We start from the raw sequence: 19,248 nt of genomic DNA, 5'->3' as shown, positions 1-19,248 counted from the left end.
AGGGGTCAGGGGTATGAATAAGTCAGCGTCCGCACAAGGTTTGGATGATCCGATCCTGCAATGGGTTACCTTCAAACTGGACAACGAGTCCTATGGCATTAACGTGATGCGCGTGCAGGAAGTGCTGCGCTACACCGAGATCGCCCCGGTACCGGGTGCGCCGAGCTATGTGCTGGGCATCATCAACCTGCGCGGCAACGTGGTGACGGTGATCGACACCCGCCAGCGTTTTGGCCTGGTACCGACTGAGGTCAACGACAACACGCGTATCGTGATCATCGAAGCCGACAAGCAAGTGGTCGGGATCATGGTCGATAGCGTGGCGGAAGTGGTGTACCTGCGCCAATCGGAAGTGGAAACCGCACCGAATGTGGGTAACGAAGAGTCCGCCAAGTTCATCCAGGGCGTATGCAACAAGAACGGCGAACTGCTGATTCTGGTTGAGCTGGACAAGATGATGAGCGAAGAAGAATGGTCGGAACTGGAGAGCATCTGATTGTTCTTTGAGGCCGCGGTGATTGTCCTGGCCCTGTTGTGGGCCGGGACCCTGGCGTTCCTGCTGCGCTATGTGCGCCAGCAGCGCGAATTGTTCCTGCAGCAGGCCGAGCGTGATGCGGTGCGTGACCGGCGCATTCTGGAGTTGGTCAAGCGGGTTGATCATTACCAGCAGAGTGCGGTGAAGGTGGGGGATGAGGTGCATGAACTGCGCGCCATCCTTGCGCCGTTGCCCGACAAGCTGGCGCAGATTGAGCAGCGGGATCCGTCGAGCCTTTCGTTTGCGCAGGCGGCGAAGTTGGTGGGGATGGGGGCTACGGTGGATGAGCTGACGCAGTCATGTGGGTTGACGCAGGCTGAAGCGCAACTGATGAGTAAGTTGCATAAGAGTTGATTGGGTTGTGAGTACATATCCGTTGCTGCGGTGACGGCTGGTATTGGTTCCGCCCTTACGGCGGCTCACTTTTGAAAAGCGCAAAAGTAAGCAAAACGCTCTTGCCCCAACACTCGGCACCTCGCTTAGGCTCGGTGTGCCCTCACTCCGGCTTTGGAGCGTGGGCCGCCGCGATGGGCCATCCTTGGCCCAGCGCGGCTAACCCGGCGTCCTGCCGGGTTACCCACGCTCCAAAGCCTGCGTTCGGCCAGCGTGTTTAACGGGGCGCCTCAGATCAAGATCAAGAGCGACTCGCTTCGCATCGTGGATACGCGGTCCATTGTAGGAGCCGGCTTGCCGGCGAAAAACGTGAGACCGCCGCGTTCATCCAGACACCCCACGTCATCGTTAACGACCATCGCCGGCAAGCCGGCTCCTACAGTGGGCCGCGTTGGCTTTTGCCTTTGCTTCACACCACTTAAGCCGGCTGTCAGGCCGCTGTGCTCTTGCTTTTGATCTTGATCTTAGGCGCCCCGTCAAACACGCTGGCCGGAATTCGGCAGGGATTTGGGGGGTAAACCGGCAGGGATGCCGGTTTAGCCGCCCCGCGCCATGGATGGCGCGTGGCGGCGGCCCCCCAAATACCTGTCGGATTACGGGCATACCGAGCCTAGGCGAGGTACCGAGTGTTGGGGCAAGAGCCTTTTGGTTACTTTTGGGCTCTTTTCAAAAGTGACCCGCCGTAAGGGCGGAACCAATACCCGCCGTTACCCAAAAAACGGATATGCACTCAATCATCCAATTTTTTTCCCATCCAATGGCTTTTTTCTCCCCGCCCAAGGTCCACATCCTCCAAGCACCCTTGAATCAGGAGATTCCCGCAATGACCACCCCCAAAGCCCTGTTGATCCTCCACGGCAAGCAAGCCCTCAACGAGGACGTCCGCACCGCCGTGCAGGCCCGGCGCGAGCAGGGCGGCGAGTTGGCGGTGCGGGTCACCTGGGAAGGCGGCGACGCCCAGCGGCTGGTCAACGAAGCCCTCACTGACGGCTACACCCACATCATCGCCGGTGGCGGCGACGGCACCCTGCGCGATGTGGCCGAAGCCATGGCCCAGGCCAAGGCCGACGCCAGCCTGTTGCTGATGCCCCTGGGCACCGCGAACGATTTCGCCAAGGCCGCCGGCGTGCCGCTGGGGCCTGCCCAGGCCCTGGCACTGCTGGACGTGCCACCCAGGGCCATCGACCTGGGCCAGGTCGGCGGGCAGATCTTCCTCAATATGGCGACCGGCGGTTTCGGCAGCCAGGTCACTGCCAACACCTCCGAAGACTTGAAAAAAGTCCTGGGTGGCGCCGCCTACCTGTTCACTGGCTTGACGCGGTTCAGTGAGTTGAAGGCCGCCTACGCCGAGCTGGATGGCCCCGATTTCCACTGGAAAGGCGAGCTGCTCGCCCTGGGGATCGGCAACGGTCGCCAGGCAGGCGGTGGGCATGAGCTCTGCCCAGGCGCCATGGCCGATGACGGCCTGCTGGACGTCAGTATCCTGCCGGCCCCCCAGGAAGTGGTCGGTACATTGCGCGAGTTGATGAACAACGGCTGGGGCCTGGACACCATGTTTGTCCGCGCGCGCCTGCCATGGGTGAATATCAAGGTCGCGCAAGGGCTGTATATCAACCTCGATGGGGAGCCGCTGGAGGGTGATGACCTGCACTTCGAAGCCTTGCCTCAAGCCTTGCGCGTGCACCTGCCGGTGGATTCGCCGTTAGTCGTCCAGGCTGATGATCTGCTCGCGCACCGCGAATAGCACCAGGCCCGCCACGTCGAAAATCTGCAGGCGCTTCATGATCTGCGAGCGGTGGGCTTCCACGGTCTTGATGCTCAGGCCCAGGCCGTGGGCGATTTCCCGCGTGGACTTGCCGCGCACGATCAGGCGCAGGATCTCCAACTGCCGCGCCGTGAGGTTGTGGCTGTGGCCGGCGGGGGTGGTGGGCCCCTGGCTGCGCACCAGCGCCTGGTTGATCACGGTGTGGGCAATCGCCGGGCTCAGGTAGCGTTCGTTGTTGCGCAAGGCCAGCAGTGCGTGTTCCAGCTCGTTGGCGGTGGTGTCCTTGAGCAGGTAGCCATGGGCGCCGGATTCCAGCGCGCACATGATCAGTTCCGGGTCGGTGTGCATCGAAAGGATCAGCACTTTGCTCTTGGGGTAGACGCGCTTGAGCTGCTGCAAGGCATCCAGGCCGCCGGTGTGTTTCATCGACAAGTCCAACAGCACGATATCCGGCAGCAGGGCGCTGAACTGCTCCAGCAACTGCGCGCCATCGCTGGCTTCGCCGATCACCGTGTAGCCGGGAATGTCCTGGACCAGCGCGCGAACGCCGGCCCGGATCAGTGCGTGGTCATCCACCAGGAGTAATTTGCAGGTCACTCGAGAACCTTAGGGGAACTGGCCCGTTCGAGGGCGCGCGGCGCCCAGGGGAAAAGCGCTTCGATCCGTGTCCCTTTGCCTGGCTGGCTACTGACGGATAATGAACCGCCAAGCTGATCAGTCCGCTCGGACATGCCGGCCATGCCCCGTTGGCCTTCCAGGCCTGGGTTGATGGCTGGCGAAAAACCCTGCCCGTCATCGCAGATAACCAGCGACAGGCCCTCGGGCAGGCGTTGCAGGCGTACCAGCAGGTTGCGCGCCTTGGCGTGGCGCAGCATGTTGGTCACGGCTTCCTGGGTGATGCGAAAGGCCGCCACGGCCATTTCTTCCGGGATGCCGGTCAGCCGTTGCTGGCATTCCAGGCTCCAGTGAATCGGAGTGTTTTCCAGGGTCTTGAGCAGGTGCGCGCGCAGGCTGGCCTCCAGGCCCAGGCTGGCCAACTGGCGAGGGTTGAGGATGGCGGAGACGTCGCGCACCTTGGCCAGGGTTTCATTCAGGGTGTTGCACAGCACTGTGCATTGGCTTTGCAGGTCTTCGGGCAGGCGGCGCTTGAGCCATTCGCTTTGCAGTTTGGCGGCGGTGAGCAGTTGGCCGATATCGTCATGCAGTTCGCGGCTGAGGCGGTGGCGCTCGTTCTCCTGCACTTGCAACAGGCGGTCGGCCAGTTCCTGGGGTTGGAACTTGATGGACTTGCGCGAGCGCCATTGTTGCAGGCCGACCACCACCAGGGTGGCCAGGTTGAGCACGATCACCAGCAATGGCAGCGCCTCGGAACGGGTGTAGGCCCACAGGCCGAGCAGCAGCGAAGCAAGGCACAGGGCAAGGATCAAACGGCGTGCATTGCTGCGGGACGCGAACCTGGCGATGAGGGGCTTGAGACTGGCGTACATAGCGGATGGAGCCAATGAAGGTTCGCTGCGGGAAGACCGGTCACGGCGGCTGACTGGGCTCTGTTTGGAATGCGTTATCGAATCGTTTTTATGCATGATGAAGTTGAGTCACTTCGAGCGGGGCATAGTACCACCACTGTTACCGTTGGTCGCCTGGTGCCGTGCCTTGCAGGATTAATAACCGCGCAAATGCTCCGGGCGGTATTCCCAGAGTTCATGAAGTGGGGAAGTTATATTATTTCTGCAAGGTTGTATCGTTATTACCGTTAATGGCTAATTGATATCTTTGCCCGCGCGACTCAATTCAACTCGATTAATGGTGGGGTCGTTTTCAGACAACTTCAGTTTAAATACGACATGGATATTCACTCAAGACGTATGATGCAAGCGCTGCTGCGGTTTATAACTGAAATCTTTTTGCGGAATCTGCAACGTAACCGTTGCAATCAATGTCGCCTGCTCACTCTCATCCATACCCAGTTCGCCGGTGCGGGTGTCGATGAGTTCCAGTTGCCATGCCAATAAAGTCAGGCAAGCATGCAAGGCATCCAGCGCCTGATCATGCAGCTGCATGGGGCTGGCGGCGTTGGCGATCAGGTACTGGATATGCCGGGAAAACTCGCTGATTGCCTGCAGGGCCAGGCTGTCGGCCTTCTCGGCCAGTTTGGCCAGGCTGGACTTCATGCAGTCGATGGCGTCGCTGTCGTCGCGAATCAGGTGCAAATGGCTCAAGCACTCTTCCGACTTGGCCAGTAGCCTTTCCGCTTCCAACAAAAACTCGGGAAGTGTGGTCTGCCATTCATTTGCGCTGTTCATCATGCAAGTCTCCACAACATAAGGTCGGGTGATGAGATGTCGCACCGGGTGAATGGCTTAAAAGTAGCGCTGAAATATGACTGAGATCTGTAGGTCGCTTCTGAGTTTTCAGTAGGACGCTTATTAGAGTGGCGGCAACGGCGGTGCGCTGCCCTCATGAGCGGGGTCAGTTGCACACCTTCAATGGCCGACATCTGTATGTCTGGAAGGCCTGCGGGCCGAGGGCTTGGGATGGCAAACAAAAGCCTGACTCCATTCATGCATTGAGAATGGCGTCACATTAATGGCTATTAGATATTGCGAATATCAGGTTGGGCCTGATTGTGCCTAGGGGAATCCCTTACATAGCGGAACCTTGCTTCGAATTGAATGTCGCGCAACGTCGCTATACCGCCATCTGGAGTGGCCAGCGCAGTAAACCATGATGTCAGTGTGACATCAATGAATTTACGTGGCATTTTACCAGGGTCAAGGTCTGGCGTTCGCCGCCGATAACCAGGCTTATGTGAACCGCACAATTCCTCAGCGCAACAGGAGCTTTTAATGGCCGGCATTCTCGACACGGTAGATCAACGCACACAGCTGGTGGGTGAGAATCGCCTGGAGATCCTCATGTTCCGCCTGGCCGGGCGCCAGTTGTTCGCAATCAACGTGTTCAAGGTGCAGGAAGTGCTGCAACTGCCCAAGTTGACCTTGATGCCGCAACGTCATCCGTTCGTGTGCGGCGTGGTCAACCTGCGTGGCCAGACCCTGCCGGTGATCGACCTGTCCCAGGCGATTGGCATGCGCCCGCTGGTGCCGGGCCCCAACAGCACCATTATCGTCACCGAGTACAACCGCTCCGTGCAGGCGTTTTTGGTGGGCGGCGTTGACCGCATCGTCAACATGAACTGGGAAGCCATCCTGCCGCCGCCGGCCAGTGCCGGTCGCCAGCATTACCTCACGGCCATCAGCAAGGTCGACGACCAGCTGGTGGAAATCATCGACGTGGAAAAAGTCCTGGCTGAAATTGTGCCGTACAACGCCAAGGTCTCCCGCGAGAAACTCGAAGACCCGGTGCTGGAGCGCGCCCGTGGCCGTGAAGTGCTGCTGGTGGATGACTCCAACGTGGCCCTCTCGCAATTGCGCGACACCCTCGGCCAACTGGGCGTGAAGATGCACATTGCCAGCGACGGCCTCAAGGCACTGAACATGCTCAAGGCCTGGGCCGACAGTGGCCAGGTGATGACCGACAAGCTGCTGATGATCTTCACCGATGCCGAAATGCCTGAAATGGACGGCTACCGTCTCACCACTGAGATCCGCAACGACCCGCGCCTGCGCAAGCTGTATGTGGTGCTGCACACCTCTTTGTCGGGCAGTTTCAATGACTCGATGGTGAAGAAGGTCGGCTGCGACAACTTCCTGTCCAAATTCCAGCCCGACAAGCTGGTGGATGTAGTGCGTCAGCGTCTGATGCTGGACGAAGTGCCCGCTTGACCTTAGGGTGACGGCTTTGCCCCTCAGGAATGCAGGCCCATGCTTCGTCTCAGCGCGTTGTACCGTTACCCCTTGAAGTCCGGCAAGGCCGAAATAGTGCAGCAGGTCGGCCTGGATAAGCTTGGGGTGGACGGCGATCGACGCTGGATGCTGGTGGATGAGGCCAGCGGGCGTTTCCTCACGCAGCGTGCCGTGGCCAAGATGAGCCAACTCTCGGCCCTGTGGAACAGCCAAGGCGGGCTCACCCTGAGTTCGCCAGGCTACACGCCGTTGGACGTGGCGTTGCCTGGTAGCGACGCTCAATTACGCGGTGTGACCATCTGGCGCGACACCTTGCGTGTGCCCGACGCCGGCGACGAGGCCGCGGCCTGGGTCAGTGCCTTTATCGGCAAACCGACGCGCCTGGTGCAGATCCCCCTCGAACGCGCCCGCACCACCGAAGCCGGTTATGGCAAAGATGACGATCAAGTTGGGTTCGCCGACGGCTACCCGCTGCTGGTGATCGGCCAGGCCTCGCTGGATGACCTGTCGCGACGCATCGGCCGCCCCATGGAGATGCTGCGTTTTCGTCCCAACCTGGTGATCGAAGGCGGCGAAGCTTTTGCCGAGGACGGCTGGAAACGCCTGCGCATCGGTGATGTTGAGTTTCGAGCGGTCAAGCAGTGCTCGCGCTGCATCCTCACCACCATCGACCCGCAGACCGGCGAACGCAGCGCCGACCGCGAACCCTTCGCGACGCTGGAGGCCTACCGCAAGACTGAAAATGGCGCGATGTTCGGCCAAAACCTGGTCAACGATGGCGTGGGTCGCCTGGAAGTCGGGATGCCGGTGACGATTCTTGAGTAATTTCCCGCGCCCATAAAAAAGCCCGTCTCCTGCGAGACGGGCTTTTTTTTGCCTGTGGCTGACCCTTAGCCGCGGTATTCGCACAGGTAAGCGGTGTCCACGGCGACCTTCAGCTGGAACTTGCTGTTGGCCGGTACGTTGAACTGGCTGCCGGCGGCGAAGGTTTCCCACTCGCTGGCGTCAGGCAGCTTGACGGTCAGGGCACCGGACACCACGTGCATGATTTCACGCTGGGCGGTGCCGAACTCGTATTCGCCGGGGGCCATGACGCCGATGGTCGCCGGACCTTCTGGGGTGCCGAAAGCGATCGACTTGACGGTGCCGTCGAAGTACTCGTTGACTTTGAACATGGGCGAATCCTCGAAAAGTGAGTAAAGGCTTCACGCACCCTGTAGGCGCCGGCTTGCCGGCGATGGCATTCGCTTGTGCGATGCACGGCATGCGGGCCTCATCGCCGGCAAGCCGGCGTCTACAGGGAATGCAGATTACGGAAATAGGTCGGCCAGTATGCCCAAGCCTTGGGGAGCTGCCTAGACCGGCAGAATCAGCGGCAGCAGGCGCGCGGTGTTGCGTGCATCCTCCAGCGCCCGATGTTGCTGGCCATGGAACTGCATCCCCGCCAATTGCAGCGCGCCGTTGAGCCCAAGGGGCTTGTCCAGGCGCCGGGCCTTGGCGAAGCGCTGTTTGAGGTTCACATGGGGTGTCTGGGCGAGTGCGCTGGCCAGGCCATGACGCTGCCACTCCAACTCCAGCTGCTTTCGATCGTAATCACCCCAGCTGGCCCAACCTTCCAGGCGCGCCTGATGCTGGCCCAGCCAGCGTTCGAACAACGGCCACACCTCAGTGATCGGCGCGGCGGTATCGATGTTTGCTTGGGTGATGTGGGTCAGTTGGCGACAAAAGGGCGTCAGCAATGGCCGGCGCAGCGGTCGCACAAAGCGCTGGAAGTGATCCAGCTCGCGACCCTGGCGGTTCACCAGGCTCGCGCCGATCTCGATGACTTCCATCTCCGTCACGGGCCAGCCGCCTTCATCCGTTGTGGCTTCAAGGTCAATAATCAGCCAATGGGGCATCGCGCAGGTTCCCGTTCTCTTCCCTTTCTGTTGGGGATAGAGCGTAGCCCGGCCCTGTAGTTCCGCCTAGGGGCTAGACGATCTCCAGTAAAACCTGACGATTGCGCACTTGATCGCCCGTGGCCACCTGCACGCCCTTGATCACACCGTCGATACCGGCCGTCAGCGGATGCTCCATTTTCATGGCTTCGAGCACCAGCAGCAGTTGGCCTTTGGTGACGCTGTCGCCGGCGCTGACCCGCACATCGACAATCGCACCGTCCATCGGCGCCTTGACTGTGCCGCTGCTGGCGTTGGCCTGGCGGCTGGCGATGTGCTGGCTGCGGTCGACCACGGTGAGGCCGGGTAGCCACAGTCGGTTGGCTTCGAGGTGATAGGCAATGCGACGGCGGATACCCTTGGACACCCAGGTGGCGAAGCGACCGTCGATGGTAAGGGGCAGGGGCTCGGTACTGACGGTGTGGAGCTCGCCGTTGACCTCGAGCCGGTAGCTGCGGGACGCGCTGGCGTTGTTGCGCCATCCGGCCAGGGCTTGGGGATGCTGGTGTGCGCTGTGTGCGTAAAACAGTGCGGCGGCCAGGCTGAGTTGTTCTGCTGAGGGGGGCTGGGGCTGGATTTCGCTGAAGTGTCGCGCGATAAACCCGGTGCTGAAATCGCCAGCAATAAAATCCGGGTGCTTGAGCAGGGCGGCCAATAGCTGCCGATTGGTCTGCAGGCCCAGCAATACCGTGTCTTCCACCGCCCTTAGCAGTTTACGCCGCGCCTCTTCGCGGGTGGCGCCGTGGGCGATGAGCTTGCCGAGCATCGGGTCGTAGAACGGGCTGATGCACTGGCCTTGCACCACACCATGATCGATGCGTACACCAGTCGCCGGTTCCCAGCGCAGCACTTCGCCGGTTTGCGGCAGGAAGCCTTGGGCCGGGTCTTCGGCGTACAGGCGCACCTCGATGGCGTGGCCGCTCAGGGTGACGTCCGCCTGCGTCAGCGGCAGTGGCTGGCCGGCGGCGATCTGCAGTTGCCAATCCACCAGGTCGAGGCCGGTGGTCAGTTCGGTCACCGGATGTTCCACTTGCAGGCGCGTGTTCATTTCCAGGAAGTAGAACCGACCGTGGCGGTCGAGCAGGAATTCCACGGTGCCGGCGCCGACGTAGTTCACCGCACGTCCGGCCTTCAAAGCAGCTTCGCCCATGGCTTGGCGCAGCTCGGGCGTCATGACAGGGCAGGGGGCTTCTTCGATGACTTTCTGGTGGCGGCGCTGGATCGAGCAGTCGCGCTCACCGAGGTAGATCAGGTGGCCGTGGCTGTCGCCGAACACCTGGATTTCGACGTGGCGCGGGTCGATCAGCGCTTGTTCGAGGATCAGTTCGTCGCTGCCGAAGGCGTTTTTGGCTTCCGAGCGGGCGGTGTGCAGGTTGTCCAGCAGGTCTTTCGATTGGTGTACGAGGCGCATGCCGCGACCGCCGCCGCCGGCGCTGGCCTTGATCATCAGGGGGTAGCCGATGCGGTCGGCTTCCTGTTGCAGGGTGGTGTCGTCCTGGGCGCTGCCCTGGTAGCCGGCGATGCAGGGAACGCCGGCTTCGAGCATGGCGAGTTTGGACAGGCGTTTGCTGCCCATCAGTTCGATGGCTTCAACGCTCGGGCCGATAAAGGTGAGGTTGGCGTGTTGGCAGGCGCGGGCGAAGTCGGGGTTTTCGGAGAGGAAGCCGTAGCCGGGGTGGATGGCGTCGGCGCCGGTTAGTTTGGCGGCGTTGAGGATGGCTTCGATGTTGAGGTATGACTGGTGGACGGGGGCAGGGCCGATGTGGACGGCTTCGTCGGCCATCTGCACATGCAGGGCCTGGGCGTCGGCGTCGCTGTAGATGGCCACGGTGCGATAGCCCAAGGCCTGGGCGGTGCGCTGGATGCGGCAGGCGATTTCGCCGCGGTTGGCGATCAGGATTTTTGTTAGCTGCGGCATTGCTGCGGTCCTCGGGTACATATCCATTTCTGCGGTAACGGCTGCTGGCGGTTCCGCTCTTACAGCGGGTTACCCACGGATTCAAGCCTGCGTTCGGCCAGCGTGTTTGACGGGGCGCCCAAGATCAAAATCAAAAGCGCGGCGGCCTTAGAGCCGACCGGTTTGTACGTGCCGTACTCGGTCCAAATGTGGGAGCGGGCTTGCCCGCGAAGGCGTCATCTGCACCACTTCGGTTTCCGCTTCTGCACAAACGCCTGCGTCCCCTCAATCCCTTCCTCACTCCTCACGGCCTCGGCAAACCACTGCGCTCCGCGATCCAGTACTGCCTCAAGCGGTTCATCCACACTCGCGAGCAGCAGCGCTTTGGTCCGTGCATTGGCGCCTGGCGCACACTTCAGTACCTGGCTCAACACTTCATCCAATCGTTCTGCCAGCGCCTGCGGATCGCGCTCGGTGAAGTGCACGACCCCCAGTTGCTCGGCCTCTACGCCATCAAAGCGCGCGGCGGTCAGTGCCAAGCGGCGTGCCTGGGTCAGGCCAATTCGCTTGACCACAAACGGGGCAATCTGCGCCGGCAACAAGCCCAGGCTGGTTTCCGGCAGGCCGAATTGCGCTTGGTGATCGGCGATGGCGATATCGCTCACGCACGCCAGGCCAAAACCGCCGCCCAGCACCGCGCCTTGCAGCACCACGATCACCACTTGCGGTACGGCTTCCACTGCCTGCAGCAAGGTGCCAAACGCCCGGTTCAGTGCCTGGAGTTGATTGCCCGCCGTGACCAGGTCTTTCACGTCCGCCCCGGCGCAAAAGTGCCCGCCCGCGCCGCTGATCACCACGGCCCGCGTCTGGCTGTCCAGCTGCGCCAGCACGCTGCGCAGCTCATTGACCATTTCCAGGCTCATCGCATTGCGGCATTCCGGGCGGTTTAGGGTGATGTGCAGCACACCGTTGTGCGGTTCGAGCAGCAGGGTGTTCATGATTTTTTCCCCGGCAAGGTGCCCATCAGTTTGCAGATGATGCCCAGCATGATTTCGTCGGCGCCGCCGCCGATCGAGACCAGGCGCACATCGCGATAGGCGCGGGCCACCGGGTTGTCCCACATGAAGCCCATGCCGCCCCAGTATTGCAGGCAACTGTCGCTGACTTCGCGGCCCAGGCGGCCCGCCTTGAGCTTGGCCATGGAAGCCAGGCGGGTCACGTCCTGGCCTTTGATGTATTGCTCGGTGGCCTGGTAGACCAGAGCGCGCAGGCATTCGATTTCGGTGGACAGTTCGGCCAGCCGGAAGTGAATCACTTGGTTGTCGATCAGCGCCTTGCCGAAGGTCTGGCGCTCCTTGCAGTACTCGATAGTGCTGTCGATGCAATGTTCCAAGCCCTTGATCATGTTGGCCGCGCCAAACAGGCGTTCTTCCTGGAACTGCAGCATCTGCATCATGAACCCCGCGCCTTCGTGGCCAATGCGGTTGCGCTGCGGTACGCGCACGTCGTCGAAGAACACCTGGGCGGTCTCGGAACTGTGCATGCCGAGCTTTTCCAGGGGCGGGCTGACACTGATGCCGGGGGTGTTCATCGGCACCATGATCAGCGACTTGTTGATGTGCGGCTTGTCGTCGGAGGTGTTGGCCAGCAGGCAGATGAAGTCGGCGCTGGGCGAATTGGTGATCCACATTTTGCTGCCGTTGATCACGTAGTCGTCGCCGTCCTTGCGCGCGTGGGTCTTGAGCCCGGCCACGTCGGAGCCGGCGCCGGTTTCCGAGACGCCAATGCAGCCGACCTGCTCGCCGCTGATCGCCGGGCGCAGGAATTCGTCGCGCAGTTCATCGTTGCCGAAGCGGGCGAGGGCGGGGGTGCACATGTCGGTCTGCACGCCGATGGACATGGGAATGCCGCCGCAGCGGATGGTGCCGAACTCTTCGGCGGCGACGATGGAATAGCTGTAGTCCAGGCCCATGCCGCCGAATTGCTCCGGCTTGGATATGCCCAGCAGGCCGAGGTCACCGGCCTTGCGAAAGATCTCGTGGATGGGGAAGCGCCCGGCCTTTTCCCACTCGTCAACATGGGGGTTGATCTCGCGGTCGACGAAGGCGCGGACGGTGCGGCGCAGTTCCTGGTGTTCCTGGGTGAAGATCATTTTTATTGTGCTCCTTATCGCGACGCGGGGCGTCTCGGGCGAACGTTAGAGACGCGCCACGCCAAAGCTGTTGGGCTGCAACGCCCGCACTTCGGCCTCATGGCAGATATCCAGCAAAAAGCCGAGCAACGTGCGGGTATCCCTGGGATCAATCAGCCCGTCATCCCACAGGTTCGCACTGCCGTAGAGTGCAGTGGATTGGCTGTCGAGCTTCTGCGCGGTGACCTGTTCCAGCATGTCCAGGACCTTGGGGTCTGGCACCAGGCCGTCCTTCAACTGCTTGGCCTCGGTGACGATGCGCAGCACCTTGCCCGCCTGGGCACCGCCCATCACCGCCGTGCGGCTGTTGGGCCAGGCGAAAATGAAGCGTGGGTCCAGGCCGCGGCCGCACATCGCGTAGTTGCCGGCGCCGTAGGAGCCGCCCACCACCACCGTGAGTTTAGGCACTCGCGCATTGGCGACCGCCTGGATCATCTTCGCGCCGTGCTTGATCACCCCTTGCTGCTCCGATTCGGTGCCCACCATGAAGCCGGTGGTGTTGTGCAGGAACACCAGCGGCGTGCGGCTCTGGTCGCACAGCTGGATAAATTGCGCGGCCTTGCTCGCGCCCTTGGGCGTGATGGGGCCGTTGTTGCCGATCACACCGACCGCGCGCCCCTGGATGTGCAGGTGGCCGCAGACAGTGTGGGCGTCGAACTCGCCCTTGAATTCAAGAAAGTGCGAGCCGTCGGCCAGGCGCGCGAGGATCTCGCGGACGTCGTAGGGTTTTTTCGGGTCATCCGGGATCAGGCCCAGCAGGTCTTCGATGGGGTACAGCGGCTCTGCATAAGCCCGCTTGGTCGCAGGTGGCAGGTGATCATTCCAGGGCAGCAGGCTGACAATCTCGCGGGCGATGCGCACGCCGTCGGCGTCATTTTCCGCCAGGTACTCGGCGGTGCCGGCGGTTTGTGCGTGCATCTCGGCGCCGCCCAGTTCTTCATCGGTCGCCACTTCGCCGGTCGCGGCTTTAAGCAGCGGCGGGCCGGCGAGAAACAGCTTGGCCCGGCCGCGCACCACCACCACGTAATCCGACAACCCTGGCTGATAGGCGCCGCCGGCCGTGGCCGAGCCATGCACCACGGTGATCTGCGGCAACCCCATGGCTGACAGGCGCGCCTGGTTGGCGAAGCTGCGCGCGCCTTCGACGAAAATCTCGGCGGCATAGTTGAGGTTGGCGCCGCCGCTTTCGGCGAGGGTCACCACCGGCAGTTTGTTCTCCATGGCGATCTGTTGCAGGCGCAGGGATTTCTTCAGGCCGGAGGGGGAAATAGTACCGCCCTTGATCGCGCTGTTATTGGCCACCACCAGCATGCGCACGCCGCTGACGTAGCCGATGCCGGCGATCAACCCGCCACCGGCGGCGCTGCCGTCCTTGTCGTCGTGCAGCTTGTAGCCGGCCAGGCTGGCCAGTTCCAGGAACGGCGCGCCGGGGTCCAGCAGCAGGTTGAGGCGCTCGCGGGGTAGCAGTTGGCCGCGCTTGTCGAACTTGGCCTTGGCTTCCTGCGCCTTGGCGAGCAGGTTGTGTTCCAACTGCTGAAGCTGGGCGATGGCCGCCAGCATGGCTTCGCGGTTTTGCGCGAACTGGGCGCTGTGGGTGTCGATCAAGGATTCAATCACCGGCATGGTCTATTGCTCCGTCTTGAGCACATCGGGCAGGTAAGCGCGGTGGAAGCCATTGAAGGGTTCGCTCGGCGATTGCGCCTTGTGCAATGGCCAGGCGCGGCTGCCCAGGCTGGCGGCACCGTCGATGCGCAAGGTGCTGCCGCTGATAAAGGCGGCGGCGGGGCTGAGCAGGAACACGATCGCCGCGCTGACTTCCGACTCGGTGCCAATGCGCTTGAGCGGCACGTGTTCGCGCAAGGTCGGAATCACCGCCTTGAAGGCGCCTTCGTAGGTGTCCATGCCACTGGAGGCGATCCATCCCGGCGACACGGCATTCACGCGGACGCCGGCATAACCCCATTCAAAGGCGGCGGTCTTGGTGACGTTGTCCATGCCGGCACGCGCCGCGCCTGAGTGGCCCATGCCGGGCATGCCGCCCCACATGTCGGCGAGCATGTTGACGATGGCGCCGCCGTGCTTGCTCATGGATTGGTTGAACACTTCCCGGGCCATCAGGAAGCCGCCAACCAGGTTGGTGCGCAGCACGGTCTCGAAGCCTTTTTGATTGATCGCGGCCAGCGGCGACGGATATTGGCCGCCCGCATTGTTGACCAGGCCGTGGATCGGGCCATGCGCTTGAATGATGTGTTTGACCAGCGCCTTGACCGCCTCTTCATCGCGAATGTCGCACACCTGCCAATCGGCGGTGCCGCCGTCTTCGGCGATCTCGATGGCGACGTTCTGCAGTTTCTCCGCCTTGCGCCCCACCAGGATCACGTGAGCGCCGAGGGCCGCCAGTTCATGGGCGGTGCAACGGCCAATGCCGCTGCCGCCACCGGTGACTATCACGGTTTGCCCCTGGAACAGATCGGCTTTGAAGATTGAGTCGAAGGCCACGGCAAGGCTCCTGTCAGGTGAGAGAATCTGCGATGTGTTGCGGCACGGCGATGGGAATTTCCAGCAGTTGCTGGGCGAAGGCCTTGCCCTGAGGGTCGATGCGCAGGCTGGCGATGCCGCCGCCGCCCAGGGCGTTTTCCAGCAGGAAATTGAGGCTGTGGCTGCCGGGCAGGTACCAGCGCTCGACGCGACCATGCACGGGGTCGAGCACATGGCCCATCCAGTCGACGATCACTGCCGGGGTGAGTGCTTCGGCGATCCACGGCAGGTAGTCGGGGTCGCGGGCGATCACGCCGATGTTGCTGTGGTTGCCCTTGTCGCCGGAACGCGCCACGGCCAGTTTCACCAACGGTACGCTGGCGTCGGCGCGGCCTTGTGGCGTGGGTGGCTCAATCGGCGCATCCGGCAGGGTGGGCGTGTCGGCCATCGGCCGTGCGCAGGCGTGGCGTTCGCCCTGGAAGTCGATCTCGATGTCACAGGAGGCCTTGTCGATCAGGAACGAAAACAGCCGGATCAACGGGTACACGGTTGGCCGTCCGCCGACGATGCCGGTGAGGCCGGGCGCCATGCCAGTAGCGGCCTGGGCGATTTCGCGGGCGAACAGCACCAATGCTTGTTTGTTGGGATGACGCACTGCCAGTTTCACCACCACCTCGCGGCAGTCCTGGCGCATCGCGTGGGCGCCGTAGGTGGCTTCGCTGCCGAGCAATTCGATGTTCACTTCGGTGAAAGGCGCCCAGCCGCGTTGGCTGAACAGTTCCGAGGTCTTGTTGATGATCGCCTGGCTGACCCGTTCGGCCTTGGCCACGGCATCGATCCCGGCGATCAGGCAACTGGCGGTGCAGCGGAAACCGTCCGGGTAAGTGGCGCTGACTTTGTACTGGTCGGTCGGCGGCAAACCCTTGGCGCCGTGCAGGCGTACGCAGTGCTTGCCTTGTTGCTGCAGCTTGACCTGGCTGAAGTCGCAGATCACATCCGGCAGCAGGTACGCGTGTGGGTCGCCAATTTCATACAGCAGCTGTTCGGCCACGCTGAGTTCGCTGATCAGTCCGCCCGTGCCGTCGACTTTGTTGACGGTGAACTGGCCGTCGGCGCTGACTTCGACGATGGGAAAACCGATGTGCTCGTAGTCCGGCACGTCGCGCCAATCGGTGAAGTTGCCGCCGGTGCACTGCGCGCCACACTCGATGATATGCCCGGCCAGCGCGGCCTGGGCGAGGCGGTCGTAGTCCTGCCATGACCAGTCGAATTCATGCACCAGCGCGGCGCTGACCACTGCGCTGTCGACCACCCGGCCGGTGATGACGATATCCGCACCCAGCCGCAGCGCCTGGGTGATGCCCGGTGCACCCAGGTAGGCATTGGCGGACACGCACATCGGCGGCAGTGGCATGCCATTGAACATGTCGGTGATGGTGTGAAGATGCTTGAGCTGGGGTTGCAGGTCATCGCCCAGGAGCACGGCGATTTTCAGCGCGACGCCTGCCTTGTCGCAGGCCGCTTGCAGGGCGGCGGCGCAGGCCTGGGGGTTGATACCGCCGGCGTTGCTGATCACCCGCACGCCCTGGCGCTGGATATCGGCGAGCAGCGGGGTGAGCACCTCGACAAAATCCGTGGCATAACCGGCCTGGGGATCTTTCATGCGCGCGCCGGCGAGGATCGACATGGTGATTTCCGCCAGGTAGTCGAACACCAGGTAATCCAGTTTGCCGCCGTGCACCAATTGGGCTGCGGCGGTGCAGGTGTCGCCCCAGAAGGCGCTGGCGCAGCCGATGCGAACCGTCTTGCTCATGAGAAATCCTTCCTCGAATGGCTGGCAACGAGACTACCAAGCAAGCGCTTGGTTTGTAAACTCCGGACACAAGTTTTAGCCAAGCGCTTGCTTGGGTGGCCGGCACGGCCTAAATTGCCGGCCAAGACGTCCGTGGAAGTAGAGGAGAGAGGCATGGATGAGCACAAAGCCCTGCGGGTGATGCGCACCATGGTCGATGGCGGCCAATTGACCGACCCCGACAGTGCCCGTGGCAAGCTGCTGCAAACCGCGGCCCACCTGTTTCGCAACAAGGGTTTTGAGCGCACCACCGTGCGCGACCTGGCCAGCGCCGTGGGCATCCAGTCCGGCAGCATCTTTCATCACTTCAAGAGCAAGGACGAGATCCTGCGCGCGGTGATGGAAGAAACCATCCACTACAACACCGCGATGATGCGCGCTTCGCTTGAAGAAGCGAGCAACGTGCGCGAACGCGTGCTGGCGCTGATCCGCTGCGAATTGCAGTCGATCATGGGCGGCAGCGGCGAAGCCATGGCGGTGCTGGTGTACGAGTGGCGTTCACTGTCGGCCGAAGGCCAGGCCCAGGTGCTGGCCCTGCGCGATGTGTATGAGGCGATCTGGCTGCAGGTACTGGGCGAGGCCAAGGACGCCGGTTATATCCGTGGCGATGTATTTATTACTCGGCGTTTCCTCACCGGCGCCTTGTCCTGGACCACCACCTGGTTTCGCGCCGAGGGCAGCCTGACGCTTGAGCAGTTGGCCGAAGAAGCCCTGCTGATGGTTCTGAAAGCGGATTGAGGCGCAAGCTATTAATTTGCCGGTGGAAAGTTGTCTCGCCAGACAAAAACGCCTAGCTTATCGCCATGAGTGTTTTTAAACGGTGTGTGCCTTGATGTTTTCGCCATGGCGGCTGGCTGCAGGACTGACCTTTTGGGCACTGGGCACCGCGTGGTGGGTGCCGGCTTCGGCTGCGCAATTGGTCCGCATCGGTGCGGCACATTTCCCGCCCTACACCGTGCGCCCCGAGCAGGGCGCCGACACCGGTTTGCTGCCGCAACTGGTCGAGGCCCTCAACGCCTCGCAAACCGACTACCAATTTGTACTGGTGCCCACTTCTATCCCGCGACGCTTTCGTGATTTCGAGCAGGGCCGGGTGGACATGGCCATCTTCGAAAACCCCGACTGGGGCTGGCAGAAGATTCCCCACACTACCGTCGACATGGGCCTGGAAGATGCAGAAATCTTCGTCGCCCAGCGTGAGACCGGTCGCGACCAACGCTATTTCGCCGACCTCAAGGGCAAACGCCTGGCCGTATTCAGCGGGTATCACTACGCCTTCGCCAACTTCAACCCCGACCCCAAGTACATGGCCGAGCACTTCAACGCCACGTTGACCTATTCCCATGACAGCAACCTGCTGATGGTTGCGCGCGGGCGTGCCGACATCGCCTTGGTGACCCGTTCGTACTTGAGTGATTTTATGGTGCGCAACGCGGAGATGGCGGGGCAGTTCCTGGTGTCGGAGCGCATCGACCAGGTGTATCACCACTATGCGCTGCTGCGGCCAAAGGCGCCGATCACGGGGGAAGCCTTTTCCGCGTTGCTCAAGCGCTTGCGTGACGATGGCGAGATGCTGAAGATTTTCGAGCCGTATCGTATTGATGTGATGCCGGTGCCCTGACAGGCACGCTGCAGATCGTCTTGGTGGACATAGGCTCATGTGGGAGCTGGCTTGCCTGCGATGCGGGCGACTCGGTGTATTTGTCAAACCGCATCGCCAGCTCCCACACAAGCCAGCTCCCACATTTGATTTGCTGAGTGTCAGATCACTCTGCTGAGCGTCAAACCCTGCGCGCAAACGTATCGCTATGGCTGCCCGACACCTTGCGGCAGTGCACCAGCGCATCACGGATCATGAAGTTCACCAGGGTCGGCGAAACCCCCAGTTCCTTGGCGATGTCCTTTTGCGGCACGCCGTGCAGGCGGTACATCTCGAACGCGTAGCGGGTGCGTTGGGGCAGCTCCGTCAGGGCGTCGGCGATGTTTTCCAGGGTGTTGAAATTGATGTGCGAGGTTTCCGGTGAAGCGCCGTGAATAACCACATTCAAGCCTTCCTCTTCCGTCCCGGAGTATTTGAGCTCCAGGGCCTGCTTGCGGTAGTGATCGATCGCCAGGTTGCGCACGATCTGGAACAGATAACTCAGCTGGGCCTTGAACGATGAGGTGATCGTCGGCGCCGATTGCAGCCGGAAGTAGGCGTCCTGCACTACGTCTTCGGCTCGGGAGCGGCACCCTGTAATGCGTGCCGCGATCTTCACCAGAATCAGCCGGTTATCGACGAATGCCTGGAGAAGCGGTGAGTCGCACCTGCCTGTGGATACTTGTTCCGTCATGGAAATCACCTTGTCGCAAAAGAGGTTAGGGGAGGGCGTCCTTGCTGAGGCCTCCTACACATCG

At 61.9% G+C, this 19,248-nt stretch carries 19 protein-coding genes; 7 read left to right on the top strand and 12 right to left on the bottom strand.

The genetic code is table 11. The features are described from left to right. Nucleotides 1-13 precede the first annotated feature (13 nt). The 3 genes from KUA23_RS21540 (at nt 14) to yegS (ending at nt 2,672) form a co-directional block, all read left to right on the top strand. Nucleotides 14-496, top strand: coding sequence for a chemotaxis protein CheW (locus KUA23_RS21540; RefSeq protein ID WP_010564003.1), 483 nt, complete (start codon nt 14-16; stop codon nt 494-496). After that, nucleotides 497-889, top strand: coding sequence for a DUF2802 domain-containing protein (locus KUA23_RS21535; RefSeq protein ID WP_078049600.1), 393 nt, complete (start codon nt 497-499; stop codon nt 887-889). A gap of 862 nt (nt 890-1,751) precedes the next feature. After that, complete coding sequence (yegS, locus tag KUA23_RS21530; protein ID WP_252992819.1) at nt 1,752-2,672, top strand: lipid kinase YegS; 921 nt, start codon at nt 1,752-1,754, stop codon at nt 2,670-2,672. On the opposite strand, the gene KUA23_RS21525 is transcribed toward yegS, so the two are convergent. The 3 genes from KUA23_RS21525 to KUA23_RS21515 all read right to left on the bottom strand — a co-directional run bounded on the left by KUA23_RS21525 (nt 2,631) and on the right by KUA23_RS21515 (nt 4,999). After that, on the bottom strand, nt 2,631-3,290 hold the full coding sequence (locus KUA23_RS21525) for a response regulator transcription factor (RefSeq protein WP_078049598.1): 660 nt from the start codon (nt 3,288-3,290) through the stop codon (nt 2,631-2,633). The genes yegS and KUA23_RS21525 overlap by 42 nt on opposite strands. Then, nucleotides 3,287-4,180, bottom strand: a complete 894-nt coding sequence (locus tag KUA23_RS21520) for a sensor histidine kinase (protein WP_099492353.1) — start codon at nt 4,178-4,180, stop codon at nt 3,287-3,289. The genes KUA23_RS21525 and KUA23_RS21520 overlap by 4 nt, the downstream gene beginning before the upstream one ends. A gap of 369 nt (nt 4,181-4,549) precedes the next feature. After that, the gene (locus KUA23_RS21515) at nt 4,550-4,999 is read right to left on the bottom strand and encodes a hypothetical protein (RefSeq protein WP_177409497.1); all 450 of its coding nucleotides are present in this window, start codon (nt 4,997-4,999) and stop codon (nt 4,550-4,552) included. Between the two features lie 540 nt (nt 5,000-5,539). Here KUA23_RS21515 and KUA23_RS21510 point away from each other — a divergent pair. Together KUA23_RS21510 and KUA23_RS21505 are read left to right on the top strand one after the other, a co-directional pair. Continuing rightward, nucleotides 5,540-6,475 (top strand): chemotaxis protein CheV, encoded by a 936-nt coding sequence (locus KUA23_RS21510; protein ID WP_078049596.1) that lies wholly within the window; start codon nt 5,540-5,542, stop codon nt 6,473-6,475. Nucleotides 6,476-6,514: 39 nt separating this feature from the next. Next, nucleotides 6,515-7,321, top strand: coding sequence for an MOSC domain-containing protein (locus tag KUA23_RS21505; protein WP_252992818.1), 807 nt, complete (start codon nt 6,515-6,517; stop codon nt 7,319-7,321). A 65-nt stretch (nt 7,322-7,386) separates the two neighbouring features. Here KUA23_RS21505 and ppnP read toward each other — a convergent pair whose 3' ends face one another. From ppnP to KUA23_RS21465, 8 genes are all read right to left on the bottom strand, one after another. Continuing rightward, a complete protein-coding gene (gene ppnP / locus KUA23_RS21500; protein WP_034107898.1) occupies nt 7,387-7,671 on the bottom strand; it encodes a pyrimidine/purine nucleoside phosphorylase in 285 nt (94 codons plus the stop codon). A gap of 180 nt (nt 7,672-7,851) precedes the next feature. Next, on the bottom strand, nt 7,852-8,394 hold the full coding sequence (locus tag KUA23_RS21495) for a 3'-5' exonuclease (protein WP_078049594.1): 543 nt from the start codon (nt 8,392-8,394) through the stop codon (nt 7,852-7,854). A 73-nt stretch (nt 8,395-8,467) separates the two neighbouring features. Continuing rightward, nucleotides 8,468-10,351, bottom strand: coding sequence for an acetyl/propionyl/methylcrotonyl-CoA carboxylase subunit alpha (locus KUA23_RS21490; RefSeq protein ID WP_252992817.1), 1,884 nt, complete (start codon nt 10,349-10,351; stop codon nt 8,468-8,470). 215 nt (nt 10,352-10,566) lie between these two features. Continuing rightward, a complete protein-coding gene (locus tag KUA23_RS21485) occupies nt 10,567-11,328 on the bottom strand; it encodes an enoyl-CoA hydratase/isomerase family protein (RefSeq protein ID WP_252992816.1) in 762 nt (253 codons plus the stop codon). Beyond that, the gene (gene atuD, locus KUA23_RS21480; protein ID WP_252992815.1) at nt 11,325-12,482 is read right to left on the bottom strand and encodes a citronellyl-CoA dehydrogenase; all 1,158 of its coding nucleotides are present in this window, start codon (nt 12,480-12,482) and stop codon (nt 11,325-11,327) included. Before atuD ends, KUA23_RS21485 begins: the two co-directional genes overlap by 4 nt. A gap of 45 nt (nt 12,483-12,527) precedes the next feature. Continuing rightward, nucleotides 12,528-14,144 carry a geranyl-CoA carboxylase subunit beta gene (gene atuC / locus KUA23_RS21475; RefSeq protein ID WP_078049589.1) on the bottom strand — a complete coding sequence of 539 codons (1,617 nt, stop codon included), beginning with the start codon at nt 14,142-14,144 and terminating at the stop codon, nt 12,528-12,530. 3 nt (nt 14,145-14,147) lie between these two features. Then, a complete protein-coding gene (locus KUA23_RS21470; protein ID WP_252992814.1) occupies nt 14,148-15,020 on the bottom strand; it encodes an SDR family oxidoreductase in 873 nt (290 codons plus the stop codon). A gap of 13 nt (nt 15,021-15,033) precedes the next feature. After that, nucleotides 15,034-16,812: an acyclic terpene utilization AtuA family protein gene (locus tag KUA23_RS21465; protein ID WP_252992813.1), complete on the bottom strand. Its 1,779-nt coding sequence runs from the start codon at nt 16,810-16,812 to the stop codon at nt 15,034-15,036. Between the two features lie 153 nt (nt 16,813-16,965). Between KUA23_RS21465 and KUA23_RS21460 the strand changes: the two genes are divergently transcribed. Then, nucleotides 16,966-17,589, top strand: coding sequence for a TetR/AcrR family transcriptional regulator (locus tag KUA23_RS21460; RefSeq protein ID WP_078049586.1), 624 nt, complete (start codon nt 16,966-16,968; stop codon nt 17,587-17,589). Between the two features lie 94 nt (nt 17,590-17,683). Further along, nucleotides 17,684-18,472 (top strand): substrate-binding periplasmic protein, encoded by a 789-nt coding sequence (locus KUA23_RS21455; protein ID WP_252992812.1) that lies wholly within the window; start codon nt 17,684-17,686, stop codon nt 18,470-18,472. Nucleotides 18,473-18,632: 160 nt separating this feature from the next. On the opposite strand, the gene KUA23_RS21450 is transcribed toward KUA23_RS21455, so the two are convergent. After that, complete coding sequence (locus tag KUA23_RS21450) at nt 18,633-19,184, bottom strand: RNA polymerase factor sigma-70 (protein ID WP_005789991.1); 552 nt, start codon at nt 19,182-19,184, stop codon at nt 18,633-18,635. Nucleotides 19,185-19,248 lie beyond the last annotated feature (64 nt).

The organism is Pseudomonas pergaminensis (genome assembly GCF_024112395.2).
Taxonomy (GTDB): Bacteria; Pseudomonadota; Gammaproteobacteria; order Pseudomonadales; family Pseudomonadaceae; genus Aquipseudomonas; species Aquipseudomonas pergaminensis.
The sequence above is the reverse complement of the archived record's forward strand: the minus strand, read 5'-3'. Positions and strand labels throughout refer to the sequence as shown.

What these genes read in the sequence shown, in the direction of transcription:
- KUA23_RS21505 (WP_252992818.1), top strand. Translation starts at nt 6,515, where the DNA reads ATGCTTCGTCTCAGCGCGTTGTACCGTTACCCCTTGAAGTCCGGCAAG.
- yegS (WP_252992819.1), top strand. Translation starts at nt 1,752, where the DNA reads ATGACCACCCCCAAAGCCCTGTTGATCCTCCACGGCAAGCAAGCCCTC.
- KUA23_RS21465 (WP_252992813.1), bottom strand. Translation starts at nt 16,812, where the DNA reads ATGAGCAAGACGGTTCGCATCGGCTGCGCCAGCGCCTTCTGGGGCGAC.
- atuC (WP_078049589.1), bottom strand. Translation starts at nt 14,144, where the DNA reads ATGCCGGTGATTGAATCCTTGATCGACACCCACAGCGCCCAGTTCGCG.
- KUA23_RS21455 (WP_252992812.1), top strand. Translation starts at nt 17,684, where the DNA reads ATGTTTTCGCCATGGCGGCTGGCTGCAGGACTGACCTTTTGGGCACTG.
- KUA23_RS21520 (WP_099492353.1), bottom strand. Translation starts at nt 4,180, where the DNA reads ATGTACGCCAGTCTCAAGCCCCTCATCGCCAGGTTCGCGTCCCGCAGC.
- KUA23_RS21490 (WP_252992817.1), bottom strand. Translation starts at nt 10,351, where the DNA reads ATGCCGCAGCTAACAAAAATCCTGATCGCCAACCGCGGCGAAATCGCC.
- KUA23_RS21485 (WP_252992816.1), bottom strand. Translation starts at nt 11,328, where the DNA reads ATGAACACCCTGCTGCTCGAACCGCACAACGGTGTGCTGCACATCACC.
- ppnP (WP_034107898.1), bottom strand. Translation starts at nt 7,671, where the DNA reads ATGTTCAAAGTCAACGAGTACTTCGACGGCACCGTCAAGTCGATCGCT.
- KUA23_RS21450 (WP_005789991.1), bottom strand. Translation starts at nt 19,184, where the DNA reads ATGACGGAACAAGTATCCACAGGCAGGTGCGACTCACCGCTTCTCCAG.
- KUA23_RS21460 (WP_078049586.1), top strand. Translation starts at nt 16,966, where the DNA reads ATGGATGAGCACAAAGCCCTGCGGGTGATGCGCACCATGGTCGATGGC.
- KUA23_RS21540 (WP_010564003.1), top strand. Translation starts at nt 14, where the DNA reads ATGAATAAGTCAGCGTCCGCACAAGGTTTGGATGATCCGATCCTGCAA.
- KUA23_RS21510 (WP_078049596.1), top strand. Translation starts at nt 5,540, where the DNA reads ATGGCCGGCATTCTCGACACGGTAGATCAACGCACACAGCTGGTGGGT.
- KUA23_RS21495 (WP_078049594.1), bottom strand. Translation starts at nt 8,394, where the DNA reads ATGCCCCATTGGCTGATTATTGACCTTGAAGCCACAACGGATGAAGGC.
- KUA23_RS21515 (WP_177409497.1), bottom strand. Translation starts at nt 4,999, where the DNA reads ATGATGAACAGCGCAAATGAATGGCAGACCACACTTCCCGAGTTTTTG.
- atuD (WP_252992815.1), bottom strand. Translation starts at nt 12,482, where the DNA reads ATGATCTTCACCCAGGAACACCAGGAACTGCGCCGCACCGTCCGCGCC.